The sequence below is a fragment of the Mesorhizobium sp. WSM4810 genome (assembly GCF_055811235.1).
Window position 1 is genome coordinate 162,412 of sequence record NZ_JBVVQV010000010.1, and the last position, 11,142, is coordinate 173,553.

Genomic DNA, 11,142 nt, shown 5'->3' on the forward strand with positions numbered 1-11,142 from the left:
GAATAGGGGAATAGGGGAATAGGGGAATAGGGGAATAGGGGAATAGGGGATGTGTCCCCTACTCCCCTACGGCCCTAGGCCGAAATATCGATGACGCCGCAGTCGCCGGCGGCGCTGCCGAAGGCGACGCGGCGTTCCTCCTTGTCCCACATCATCGAGGTAATGGCGCCCTTGCCCGGTCGGCGCAGAAGCACCTCCTTGGCGTCCGCGAAACGCACCGCCATCACCATGCCGTCGTCATAGCCGACGGCGACGACATCCTGGCTCGGATGGCAGGCGACCGAGGTCACCATGGCGTTGCCGCGCGTGCCGAGTTCCAGCGGCGCCTTGCCCATCGGCCCGTCCTTGCCCGAAAACGGCCAGACGATCGCCGCCGGGGCTCCGGAACTGGCCAGCCATTTTCCCTTGGGCGCCCATGACAGGCTTTTGACTTTGCCGGGATAGCCGCTCATCCGCATGTGCTTGCCATCGGCGAGCTTCCAGCCATGCAGCGCGTTCTCCTGCATGGTGGTGACGAGGAAGGCGCCATCCGGCGAGAACGTGATGCCGGTATGGGCGCCGGCCCATTCCAGCTCGACCGGCTTGCCGTTCGCCGCCGGGAAATGCAGCGTCGCGCCATTGTAGCGGGCGACGCCGAAGCGCATCCCCTTGGGCGAGAACGCCAGCCCCTCGACCGAACGCGGATGCAGGAATTCCTTGGTCTTGCCGTCGGAGAAACGCACGAAGGCGATCTTGCCCGAGGCATAGGCGACGGCGCCTTGTGGTCCGGCGGCAACGCTGGTGATCCATTTCTTCCCGGCGCTTGCCAATTCTGCCGCATTGCCGCCGGCGGTAACGGAAAAAATCTTGCCGTCCTCGCCGCCGGTGATCAGCCGGTCGTTGGCCGCATCGTGGAAGGCAGCGAGAAGCCCGTCATTGGCCTGCGCCGTCTTGTGGCCATGGTCCAGCCGATGGATTGTGCCGTCGGCCAGTGCGAAATGCGGCACGTCGCCAAGGAAAACGGCGGCGATGCAATGTCCCTGGAGATCAAGCGGGGCGACTGTGGGCATGGCTATCGTGGTTCACGGCTGGACAAGTTTACAGGGAGCGGCTTAGGCGGCTTACTCGACGTTTGCGGTTCCGGCAACCATGAGGATCTGCATCGAAACCACAATTGTGGCGACAGGCGATCGTCAAAGCAGTCCCTTGGCCCGCATACCAGTTGCGAAGGTGGCCAATGGCATCACCAAGGTCAAATCCTGGCCTTGGAGGCTCTCGGCACCATACCTGGCATACCACCGTGCTGCCCGCTCGTTCTTGGCATCGATGATGAGCAGGATGCCGCCGCCCTCACCTGCAAGCCGCAGGCAGCGCAACGCGGCGACGGCTAGCAGCTGACCTCCGAGCCCTTGCCCGGCGACGGCCCGGTCGGATGCAAGCCGGCCAAGCTTGAAGCCGGAAACCTCGTGTCGCGCCAAGCCTCTCGTCATGGCGTCGGGCACTGCTTCATGAGCTACCGCGGAAGGGGCAATTGTATAGAAACCGAGGACCCGGTCCGAAGCCACGTTGTCGATCGCACAGAAGGTCTTGGCCGCGTTCTGATCGTGGCTCTGCCGTGCGAACCGCCGCAGAAAATCGTTCATCTGCGCATCACCGCAATCGAAAGAAGCCCGATCGTGCCGTTTCGCAATCGACTTCTCGTGCCAGAACGGAAGCGTCACAGAGTATCCGGCAAGGCGGCAATCGCCGCTCGCAGCCTGGCATTGGGTTTCGGCGGGTTCTCAAGTAGGTCAAGGATGCGTGTGAAGTCGCGGTTGGAAACCCTCATCACCTCGGCAGCTTCGATCACGGCCTGCGCTTCGGGTACGATCTTGTCGAGGATGAAATCGGCCATGTCCTTGTGCGACAGCGCCGCAGCGCGGGCGATGATCGCCTTCTGCGCCGGTGGAATGCGCATCTGAAAACGTTCGGTTTTATTGTCGGCGGATCTGGACATGACCTGTCCTCTTTTGTGCCACTCACGTACACATGATATGTGTACACAAGGCAATAATCAATCCTTATTCGGTCCGTTACGCCTGGCAGGCATCAAAACTCTTCTTCAGCCGCTCGGCGTCGAGTTCGCGGCCGATGAAGACCAGCCGGCTCTCGTGCTTCTCGCCGTCCTTCCAGGCGCGCTGGTGGTCGCCCTCGATGATCATGTGCACGCCCTGAATGACGTAGCGCTCGTCATCGCCTTTAAGCGCGATGATCCCTTTCAGGCGCAGGATGTTCGGGCCTTCCATCTGGGTGATCTTCTCGATCCACGGGAAGAATTTTTTCGGGTCCATCTCGCCGCCCCGCAACGACACCGACTGCACCGTCACGTCATGGATATCGGACGGGTGCGCGTGATCATGGTGATGATGCCCGTCATGATCGTGATGATCATGGTCATGGTCATGGTCATGATGGTCGTGGTCGTCACGCGCCTCGAGGAAGTGCGGATCGTTCTCCAGCGCGCGGGAAAGGTCGAAGGCGCCGCGGTCGAGCACCTCGGACAGCGCCACGCCGGCGCGCGTGGCGCGATGGATCCGGGCCGCCGGGTTGATCGCGCGGATCGTCGCCTCGACCTTGCTCAGTTCGTCCGGCGTGACGAGATCGGTCTTGTTGAGCACGACGACATCGGCAAAGGCGATCTGGTCCTCGGCTTCGCGGGAATCCTTCAGCCGCAACGGCAGGTGCTTGGCGTCGACCAGCGCCACCACCGCGTCGAGCCTGGTCTTGGAGCGCACGTCGTCGTCCATGAAGAAGGTCTGCGCCACCGGCACCGGATCGGCGAGGCCGGTCGTCTCGATCACGATGGCGTCGAAGCGGCCTGGCCGACGCATCAAGCCCTCGACGACGCGGATCAGGTCGCCGCGCACCGTGCAGCAGACGCAACCATTGTTCATCTCGTAGATTTCCTCGTCGGATTCCACGATCAACTCGTTGTCGATGCCGATCTCACCGAACTCATTGACGATAACGGCGTAGCGCTTGCCGTGGCTTTCCGAAAGGATGCGGTTTAGCAGCGTCGTCTTGCCGGCGCCAAGATAGCCGGTGAGAACGGTTACGGGGATTTGTATCGTCTGTGCATCGCTCATGTTGGGCCTCGAAAAGGATTGTTGGCTCCATATAGGATGCACGCCCTGCTTTTGCACGTGGCAACCGATGGGCCAAACAGGTCGCCAACATTGCCGGGTTTTCCCAACATTGCTGGGTTTCCATTGGCGTTGGCTGGCCTCACTGACTAGATAAGACCACGCCAGCTTGCTCGACAGAAACCAAAAAGAGGCGCCGGATGTCCGACAAACCGTCCTCCTTGCCGTTGAGCCGGCGCCAGGCGCTTGGCCTCATTGCCGTTAGCGCGGTCGGCGGTGTCTTTCTACCGGGCATCGCGCTGGCGCAGCAGGCCTCGCCCTATGCCGGGCTTGCCCTGTTCGATAGCGGCGCCGGCGTCTGCGCGATCACACCGGAAGCGACCGAGGGCCCGTTCTATTTCGACCCGAAGCTCGAACGCGCCGATATAACCGAAGGCAAAGCGGGCATTGCCCTCAATCTGCGGCTGCAGGTCATCGACGCAGGCTGCCGGCCGCTTGCCGGCGCGCGGGTCGATATCTGGCATTGCGACGCGCAAGGCCATTATTCAGGCTATCCGGGACAAGGCGACGGCCAGGATGTCGATACGTCAGGCCAGAGTTTTCTGCGCGGTTGGCAAAAGACCGATGACAGCGGTATCGTCTCGTTCGCCACCATCTATCCCGGCTGGTATCGCGGCCGCACCACCCACATCCATTTCAAAGTCTTCCCCAACGACAATTCGGTGATGACCGGCCAGCTGTTTTTCCCAGACGGCCTGAGCGAACAGATATTCACCACTGTCGCGCCCTACACCGACCGGTCCGGCAAGCGGGATACGTCGAACGCCAGGGACGGTATCGCGCGGCGTGCCGGGCCGCTTTCGCAGGCGGCGCTGCGCGAGGTGGCGGACGCCTACCAGGCCTTGATGATCGTCGCGGTGAGGGCTGATTGAGTCCCGCACCGGGTGTGTGGCGTTCCTGCCCAACGCGACCACCTGCGCTGAAAAGTCGTTTGTCATCTAACTGAAATAAACATCTGGCATTAGCCACGGCGGACACCGCATTGCTTGCCGGCAAAGCTGTTTTGCAAAGCCGGATCTTTTTGATCGTCCATTGCCAACCGGGCGGCTGCCTCTATGCTGTCCACACCGGTTCGGCCGAAGAGGGACAGCCATGGCCAAGGCGGACAAGACTGCGACAATGAGCCGGCTGCATTCGGCGGCGCGGCTGGCGCGTACGGCACTCGCCGCGCGGCTTTTGGCGCACGGCTTCTATGCCGGCCAGGACCAGATCATGCTGGCGCTCGACCGTGAGGACGGGCAGACGCCCGGCAATCTTGCCGGTCGCCTCGGTGTTCGCCCGCCGACCATCACCAAGACCATCAACCGGCTGCAGGCGCAGGGCTTTCTGGAAAAGCGCGCTTCTTCCGCCGATGCCCGCCAGGCCCATATCTTTCTGACTGATACTGGCCGCGAAATCATTCACGCCATCGAGAAATCGGTGAAGAAGACCGAGAAGCAGGCGCTGAAGGGGCTCGATAAAAAGGACCAGAAGGCGCTGTTCAAGCTGCTCGCCCGCGTTGAGGCGAACCTCTCGAACGGAGAGATGGTTCTCGTCGATGATGAGATCGACGCCGACGAATGATCCGCGGCTGACGCCATCAGGCAGCGGCTGCTGACGATCCATGCACCAATGCCGACCAGCGGCCCGGCGTGACACCGAACGCCTTCTTGAAGTGCCTGCTGAAATGACTTTGGTCGTTGAAACCGGCCGCTATTGCGATCTGCGCCAATGACTCGCTCGCCTCGATCATGCGGCGTGCTCGCTGAAGCCGGCGCATCAAGAGAAAGCGGTGCGGACTGGTGGAGAAAGCGGCACGGAAATGCCGCGACAGGGCATAGCGATCGAGCCCGGTGATCGCTTCCAGCTCCTCGGAACGGACGGTACGGAAAACATTTTCTTCCAGATAGTCGCGTGCCAGGCTGACAGCCCGCCACGCTGTCCTTGGGATCGGTTTCGCCGGCAGGCCTGAATGCCGTGCCAGGCTTTGCATCAATTGCGCAACGAAGTCGGCGACAAACAGATCGTCCAGCTTCTGGTCCAACGGCCCCAGCGCCGAAAGCAGCCGCGTGCGGAAAACAGGATCCGTCACCACGGCATTCCTGACGAAAGGCAGCGATGCGCCTGTTTGATCGAGGCAGTCCAGCACGATGGACGGCTCCAGATAAAGCATCCTGTAACGCAAACCGTCTTCAGTGCCGGCGCCGCCATCGTGCAATTCGTCCGGATGGAGCACGATAATCTGGCCGGGCAGGCTGTGATGCGTGGCGCCGCGATACCGGAAAGTCTGGACGCCATGCAGCGTCACGCCGATGGCGTAGGTATCGTGACGATGGAGATCGAACGCGCTGCCGTGGAACCGGGCCTCGATACGCTCCATTCCGACGCAATCGGGCGCCGAGATGACGCAGTTCTCAGCCGCGTCAACGCACAAACGTCCAAGACCCTGAGAGGCCTCGCCATCTAGACCGTGTGACATCGCTTCATTCACAAACCTCGAATGGCAAATGTCTCATGTTCGACACGAAATTTGCAATCGTGCTGCAGGATAACCTTCCCGTCTGGCAAAAGCTCAACGTAACCGCGTTCCTGACCAGCGGTATCGTCGCGCAGTATAGCGACATCATCGGCGAACCCTATCGCGACCGCGCCGGCAATATCTATAATCCGCTCTCGATCCAGCCGATCATCGTGCTTTCGGCCGAACGCTCGACGCTCACTGCGATCCACCGGCGGGCGCTGGAGCGCGGTGTGACGACCTCGCTCTACGTCGACGAAATGTTTTCGACCGGCCACGACGCGGCGAACCGCGCCGTCTTTGCCGAATTCGCACCCGACGATGCCAAGGTCGTCGGAATCGCGCTGCACGCCGAAAAGAAGCTTGTCGACAAGATCACCAAAGGTGCCCGCATGCATCCCTGATGCATATCGACACTGGTTCATCCTGTTGACGCTCGGTGTCCTAGGTGCTCGGTCATCGTCGCCAGCGGCTTTTATATCATTCATCGCGAGCACCGGCTTCGCGTGCGCAACCGCGCTGCCCTCGACGTCGAGGTGGATGCGCTGGCAAAAAAACTTTGATTTGTTTCGGAAGGGTGGCATAAGGCCGCGTTTAAACTGTTTAGACCATGATCCCGAAAACGGGCATCCGGTTTCGCTGGAGATCATGGATCAGCTCTGGATCGTCGGGGGAGCGCAAGGCGCTGGCACAGAAGATCAAGCTTTCGACGATCGCGGATGCGCTCGGTGTGTCCACGGCCACGGTCTCGCTGGCCCTGCGCGACAGCCCGCTGGTTGCTGGAAACACCCGCGATCGCATCAAGGAACATGCCCGCGCCATCGGCTATATCTACAATCGCCGCGCCGCCAGCCTGCGCACCTCGCGTTCGGGCATCGTCGGCGTCGTCGTCCACGACATCATGAATCCTTTCTTCGCTGAGATCCTGCGCTCGATCGAAAGCGAGCTCGACCGCAGCCGCCAGACCTTCATCCTGTCGAACCATTACGACCAGCTCGAAAAGCAGCGCACCTTCATCGACACGCTGCTGCAGCTTGGCGCCGACGGCGTCATCATGTCGCCGGCCATCGGCACGCCGCCCGAAGACATCTTCATGGCCGAGGAAAACGGCCTGCCGGCGGTGCTGATCGCACGCACCGTCGAAGGCGCTGACGTGCCGGTGTTTCGTGGCGACGATGCCTATGGCACCGGGCTAGCCACCAACCATCTGATCTCGCTCGGCCATAAACGCATCGCCATGATCGGCGGCACCGACCAGACCTCGACCGGCCGCGACCGCTACCAAGGCTATCTCAACGCCATGGAGGCGGCAGGGCTGGAGGTCAGGCCGTCCTGGCGCATTCCCGGCCCGCGCACCAAACAGGCTGGCTTCGAGGCCGCCGGGCAGTTCCTGGCGCTGAAGGACAAGCCGACCGCGGCCTGTTGCTGGAACGACCTCGTCGCCATCGGCCTGATGAACGGCATTGCACGCGCCGGACTCGTGCCGGGCATTGACATATCCGTGACCGGCTACGACGATCTCGAGGAAGCAGCGATCGCGACGCCGGCGCTGACCACCGTGTGGAATGGCCAGCGTGAAGTTGGCCGCCGCGCCGCCAGCGCGCTGCTCGACAAGCTCAATGGGCAGATGGTGCGACCGTCGCAGGAACTGATCAAGCCGGAACTGCATGTGCGCCAGTCGACCGGCAAACCAGTGGAACGTGCATGACAAAAGCCGAACAGCAGCAAGCAGTCGCCATTTTGGTGCCGGGCCAATTCAACGACCACGCGGTAGGCCGCATCGACCGGACGTTCAGCCGCGCCTGGATCGAACGGCCTGATGCGTCGCTGGTCACCGACGAGATGCGCCGGACGGTGCGCGGCATTGCCGCCTTTGGCGGGATCAACGCAGCCCTCATCGACGCGCTGCCGAATCTCGAGATCATCGCCAATTTCGGCGTCGGCTATGATTCGGTCGATGCCCGTCACGCAGCGCAGCGCGGCGTCATGGTCACCAACACGCCGGATGTTCTGACCGAGGAGGTCGCCGATACGGCGATCGGGCTTTTGATCAACGCCGTCCGCGAGCTGCCGCGCGCCGAGACCTGGCTGCGCGACGGCAGTTGGGCACGCAACGGCAACTATCCGCTAAGCCGGCTGACCTTGCGCGGCCGTCGTGTCGGTATTTTCGGCATGGGCCGCATCGGTCTCGCCATTGCGCGCCGGCTGGAGGCCTTTGGGCTGCCGATCGCCTATCACAACCGGCGCCAGGTCGAAGGTTTGCCCTACGAATACCACGGCACGCTGAAAGGCCTTGCCGAGGCGGTCGATACGCTGATCTCGGTGGCGCCCGGCGGCGCCTCGACGGAAAAGGCGGTCAACGTCGAGATCCTGTCGGCGCTCGGCCCGAATGGCGTCTTCGTCAACATCGGTCGCGGCAGCACGATCGACGAGGCAGCTCTTGCCGCGGCGCTTGCCGGCGGCACCATCGCCGCTGCCGGGCTCGACGTCTTCGCTGACGAGCCGAACGTGCCGCCGGCGCTGCTCGCCGCCCCCAACACTTCACTTTTGCCGCATGTCGGCTCGGCTTCGGAACATACCCGCCGCGCCATGGCCGATCTGTGCGTCGACAATCTGATTTCCTGGTTTTCGAAGGGGAGGGCGTTGACGCCGGTGCCGGAAACGGAAAAGCTCAAGGCGCGCAGCTGAGCGGCACGCTTTCCTATTTGTTAACCACGGTTTAACGCTTTGAAATCATCTTTATCTATCGCCAAACACCCGGAGAACGCAGATGAAAGCACTTGCTGCATTGATAGCGGTGGTCGCGCTGTTCGGCAGCGTTCAGCTGTTTCACAGCGGCGGAGGCGAAGGCCGCACAGCCGATGAGTCAGCGCAGTCGCCCGGCGACTACCGGCTGGTGGCCAATGGCGACGAAGCGTCCTGCGCGGTCAAGCGCGGCACTGAGGTTGCGCATGGCCTGTCGCTGTTGACGGTCACTGCGAATTGCCACCGTGTCTTGCCCGGCATCGAGCGCGCGAAATTCTGGCGTGAGCAGGATGACGGCACGGTCACCTTCAGCGCGAACGGCATCGACCCGATCGTCACTTTCGGCGTCGCCGACGGCGACGGTTATGAATCCTACGCACCAGCCCTGCCGCTGCTGTCGCTGGCGGCCGGCAGCGATTGACGTTGACGTCCGACGAACTATTCCGCGGCGGCCCACGCGCCGGATTTTGCCGCGGCGTGCAGGCGCACCGCGTCGCCGAAGGCGCGGAATATCCTTGCTGAGACGCTGTCCGACTTGACCCAGTATTCGGGATGCCACTGGACGCCGACGGCGAAAGCACGGGCGTCGCGCACCGAAACCGCCTCGACCGTGCCGTCGCTGGCTACCGCCTCTATCTGCAGCTTCGGGCCGAGCCGGTCGATGGCCTGGCGGTGCACCGAATTGACCATGATGTCGCCTGCCCCGAACACGTCGGCGAGGCAGCTTCCGGGCTTGATCGAAATGGTCTGGCGGATGGCGAAGCGTTCGTCTTGATTGTCGCTCGCCGGTGCGCGATGATCCAGCGATCCCCCGCGCTCCTGGATTTCTGTGGCCAGCGTGCCGCCCAGCGCCACATTCATCTCCTGGATGCCGCGGCAGATGGCGAGCAGCGGCACGCCGCGCTCCACTGCCTTGCGGATCAGCGGCAGCGTCGTGGCGTCGCGGGCAGGATCGTAGGGGCCGTTGGCTTCGCTGGCATCGCCGCCATAGAGCGAGGGATGAACATTGGACTTCGAGCCGGTGATCATGACGCCGTCGACCGATGACAGGAGTTCATCGAAATCGAGCCGGTCGCCGAAGGACGGCACCAGCACCGGGAACACGCCGGCCGCCGAAAGCGCCGCCTCCAGATATTGCTGCGGAGCGGCATGCCAGGTGTAGTTGTCGAACTGGCGGACATCGGTCGATATGGCGACTAGCGGCTGCTGCATTTTTGATCCGGGTCCATTCAGTGCAAGGATATGTTCTGCCTTTTAAAATAGGCGATCCGACGGCGCTTTGCCATGACAAGTTCGGCATCTCGCATGAGCCACGGAAAGGGCGTTAGACTTAAGTTGCAGGAGGCGTGTTCGCGCCCGCGTATTTCGCGAAAACGCCGCCGGCAAAACCGGCTCCCATGGCTGGACTCGACTTCTTGCCCGTGTATTGTTTGCCGCGAAGCCGATCCGGGGCACAGAGCATCTCCCGAACGTCGGTCTGTTGATCCAATAGGGAGGACTTCATGGATCGTCGATCATTCATCCGCAAGGCCGGCGTCACCAGTGTCGGCGCTGCGGCGGCTACGGCGGCGCTTGCCGCGCCGGCTATCGCCCAAACCAACCCGAAAGTGACATGGCGCCTGGCGTCGTCCTTCCCGAAGTCTCTCGATACGATCTATGGCGGCGCCGAGGTCTTTTCCAGGATGCTCTCGGAGGCGACCGACGGCAACTTCCAGGTGCAGGTCTTCGCTGCCGGTGAACTGGTGCCCGGCCTGCAGGCCGCGGACGCCACCACCGCCGGCACCGTCGAGGCCTGCCATACGGTGGCATATTATTATTGGGGCAAGGACCCGACATGGGCGCTGGGTGCCGCGGTTCCGTTCTCGCTCAATGCGCGCGGCATCAATGCCTGGCATTATCATGGCGGCGGCATCGACCTGTTCAACGAGTTTCTCGCCACGCAGGGCCTTTTTGGCCTGCCTGGCGGCAATACGGGCGTGCAGATGGGCGGCTGGTTCCGCAAGGAGATCAACACCGTCGCCGACCTTTCGGGCCTCAAGATGCGCATCGGTGGCTTTGCCGGCAAAGTGGTGGAAAGGCTCGGCGTCGTGCCGCAGCAGATCGCCGGCGGCGACATCTATCCGGCGCTGGAAAAAGGCACCATCGACGCTGCCGAATGGGTCGGCCCTTATGACGATGAGAAGCTCGGCTTCTACAAGGTCGCGCCCAATTACTATTATCCCGGCTGGTGGGAAGGCGGGCCGACCGTCCATCTGATGTTCAACAAGGCGAAATACGAGGAGCTTTCGCCGGCCTACAAGGCGCTGGTGCGCACCGCCGCGCAGGCCGCCGACGCCAACATGCTGCAGAAATACGACTTTCTGAATCCGGCGGCCGTGAGGCGACTGGTGTCCGCGGGCGCCAAATTGCGCCCGTTCAGCCCGGAAATCCTGGCAGCCTGCTCCGAAAAGGCAAACGAGGTCTATGCCGAGATGGAAGCCTCGAACGCGCCGTTCAAGAAGATATGGGACTCGATCAAGGCGTTCCGCAAGGAGCACTATCTCTGGGCGCAGGTGGCCGAGTACAACTACGACACCTTCATGATGGTCCAGCAGCGCAGCGGCAAACTCTGACAACAGTTTCGGGGGGGGGGGGGGGGGGGGGGGGGGGGGGGGGGCGGGGGGGGGGGGTTTTTGGGGGGGGGGGGGGGGGGGGGGGGGGGGGGGGGGGGGGGGGGGGGGGGGCGCCCGCGCCGGGGGG

At 62.7% G+C, this 11,142-nt stretch carries 13 protein-coding genes and 1 pseudogene; 8 read left to right on the plus strand and 6 right to left on the minus strand.

The features are described from left to right. Positions 1 to 74 precede the first annotated feature (74 nt). The 4 genes from AC0L3O_RS16985 to AC0L3O_RS17000 form a co-directional block, all read right to left on the minus strand. Entirely contained in the window at positions 75 to 1,049 is a 975-nt protein-coding gene (locus AC0L3O_RS16985; RefSeq protein WP_287067583.1) for a WD40 repeat domain-containing protein, read from the minus strand. Positions 1,050 to 1,172: 123 nt separating this feature from the next. Beyond that, positions 1,173 to 1,700, minus strand: coding sequence for a GNAT family N-acetyltransferase (locus tag AC0L3O_RS16990; protein WP_473536969.1), 528 nt, complete (start codon positions 1,698 to 1,700; stop codon positions 1,173 to 1,175). Then, on the minus strand, positions 1,697 to 1,975 hold the full coding sequence (locus AC0L3O_RS16995; RefSeq protein WP_473495376.1) for a type II toxin-antitoxin system TacA family antitoxin: 279 nt from the start codon (positions 1,973 to 1,975) through the stop codon (positions 1,697 to 1,699). The genes AC0L3O_RS16990 and AC0L3O_RS16995 overlap by 4 nt, the downstream gene beginning before the upstream one ends. Positions 1,976 to 2,051: 76 nt before the next feature. Beyond that, positions 2,052 to 3,104, minus strand: a complete 1,053-nt coding sequence (locus AC0L3O_RS17000) for a CobW family GTP-binding protein (RefSeq protein ID WP_473616112.1) — start codon at positions 3,102 to 3,104, stop codon at positions 2,052 to 2,054. Positions 3,105 to 3,301: 197 nt separating this feature from the next. Between AC0L3O_RS17000 and AC0L3O_RS17005 the strand changes: the two genes are divergently transcribed. Both AC0L3O_RS17005 and AC0L3O_RS17010 read left to right on the plus strand, forming a co-directional pair. Continuing rightward, the gene (locus AC0L3O_RS17005; protein WP_473616113.1) at positions 3,302 to 4,033 is read left to right on the plus strand and encodes an intradiol ring-cleavage dioxygenase; all 732 of its coding nucleotides are present in this window, start codon (positions 3,302 to 3,304) and stop codon (positions 4,031 to 4,033) included. 220 nt (positions 4,034 to 4,253) lie between these two features. After that, complete coding sequence (locus AC0L3O_RS17010) at positions 4,254 to 4,724, plus strand: MarR family winged helix-turn-helix transcriptional regulator (protein ID WP_023796815.1); 471 nt, start codon at positions 4,254 to 4,256, stop codon at positions 4,722 to 4,724. Positions 4,725 to 4,740: 16 nt separating this feature from the next. On the opposite strand, the gene AC0L3O_RS17015 is transcribed toward AC0L3O_RS17010, so the two are convergent. Then, complete coding sequence (locus tag AC0L3O_RS17015; protein WP_473616115.1) at positions 4,741 to 5,619, minus strand: AraC family transcriptional regulator; 879 nt, start codon at positions 5,617 to 5,619, stop codon at positions 4,741 to 4,743. A gap of 35 nt (positions 5,620 to 5,654) precedes the next feature. Here AC0L3O_RS17015 and AC0L3O_RS17020 point away from each other — a divergent pair, with 35 nt between their 5' ends. From AC0L3O_RS17020 to AC0L3O_RS17040, 5 genes and pseudogenes are all read left to right on the plus strand, one after another. Beyond that, entirely contained in the window at positions 5,655 to 6,062 is a 408-nt protein-coding gene (locus AC0L3O_RS17020; protein ID WP_023796813.1) for a DUF2000 family protein, read from the plus strand. Between the two features lie 48 nt (positions 6,063 to 6,110). Beyond that, a pseudogene (locus AC0L3O_RS17025) lies at positions 6,111 to 6,221 on the plus strand (EamA/RhaT family transporter); the annotation flags it as partial. Between the two features lie 122 nt (positions 6,222 to 6,343). Next, positions 6,344 to 7,366 carry a LacI family DNA-binding transcriptional regulator gene (locus AC0L3O_RS17030; RefSeq protein ID WP_023796812.1) on the plus strand — a complete coding sequence of 341 codons (1,023 nt, stop codon included), beginning with the start codon at positions 6,344 to 6,346 and terminating at the stop codon, positions 7,364 to 7,366. Further along, complete coding sequence (locus AC0L3O_RS17035; protein ID WP_473616116.1) at positions 7,363 to 8,346, plus strand: 2-hydroxyacid dehydrogenase; 984 nt, start codon at positions 7,363 to 7,365, stop codon at positions 8,344 to 8,346. Before AC0L3O_RS17030 ends, AC0L3O_RS17035 begins: the two co-directional genes overlap by 4 nt. A gap of 82 nt (positions 8,347 to 8,428) precedes the next feature. After that, positions 8,429 to 8,824, plus strand: a complete 396-nt coding sequence (locus AC0L3O_RS17040; protein WP_031254017.1) for a hypothetical protein — start codon at positions 8,429 to 8,431, stop codon at positions 8,822 to 8,824. 17 nt (positions 8,825 to 8,841) lie between these two features. Here the strand turns inward: AC0L3O_RS17040 and AC0L3O_RS17045 are convergent, their stop codons facing one another. Further along, entirely contained in the window at positions 8,842 to 9,615 is a 774-nt protein-coding gene (locus tag AC0L3O_RS17045; protein ID WP_473616117.1) for a gamma-glutamyl-gamma-aminobutyrate hydrolase family protein, read from the minus strand. A 290-nt stretch (positions 9,616 to 9,905) separates the two neighbouring features. Here AC0L3O_RS17045 and AC0L3O_RS17050 point away from each other — a divergent pair, with 290 nt between their 5' ends. Beyond that, positions 9,906 to 11,015, plus strand: coding sequence for a TRAP transporter substrate-binding protein (locus AC0L3O_RS17050; protein WP_023796809.1), 1,110 nt, complete (start codon positions 9,906 to 9,908; stop codon positions 11,013 to 11,015). Positions 11,016 to 11,142: the final 127 nt, after the last annotated feature.

Excerpts from the sequence above, each read along its gene's own strand:
- AC0L3O_RS16985 (WP_287067583.1), bottom strand. The coding sequence starts at position 1,049 with ATGCCCACAGTCGCCCCGCTTGATCTCCAGGGACATTGCATCGCCGCC.
- AC0L3O_RS16995 (WP_473495376.1), bottom strand. The coding sequence starts at position 1,975 with ATGTCCAGATCCGCCGACAATAAAACCGAACGTTTTCAGATGCGCATT.
- AC0L3O_RS17000 (WP_473616112.1), bottom strand. The coding sequence starts at position 3,104 with ATGAGCGATGCACAGACGATACAAATCCCCGTAACCGTTCTCACCGGC.
- AC0L3O_RS17005 (WP_473616113.1), top strand. The coding sequence starts at position 3,302 with ATGTCCGACAAACCGTCCTCCTTGCCGTTGAGCCGGCGCCAGGCGCTT.
- AC0L3O_RS17010 (WP_023796815.1), top strand. The coding sequence starts at position 4,254 with ATGGCCAAGGCGGACAAGACTGCGACAATGAGCCGGCTGCATTCGGCG.
- AC0L3O_RS17015 (WP_473616115.1), bottom strand. The coding sequence starts at position 5,619 with ATGTCACACGGTCTAGATGGCGAGGCCTCTCAGGGTCTTGGACGTTTG.
- AC0L3O_RS17020 (WP_023796813.1), top strand. The coding sequence starts at position 5,655 with ATGTTCGACACGAAATTTGCAATCGTGCTGCAGGATAACCTTCCCGTC.
- AC0L3O_RS17035 (WP_473616116.1), top strand. The coding sequence starts at position 7,363 with ATGACAAAAGCCGAACAGCAGCAAGCAGTCGCCATTTTGGTGCCGGGC.
- AC0L3O_RS17040 (WP_031254017.1), top strand. The coding sequence starts at position 8,429 with ATGAAAGCACTTGCTGCATTGATAGCGGTGGTCGCGCTGTTCGGCAGC.
- AC0L3O_RS17045 (WP_473616117.1), bottom strand. The coding sequence starts at position 9,615 with ATGCAGCAGCCGCTAGTCGCCATATCGACCGATGTCCGCCAGTTCGAC.
- AC0L3O_RS17050 (WP_023796809.1), top strand. The coding sequence starts at position 9,906 with ATGGATCGTCGATCATTCATCCGCAAGGCCGGCGTCACCAGTGTCGGC.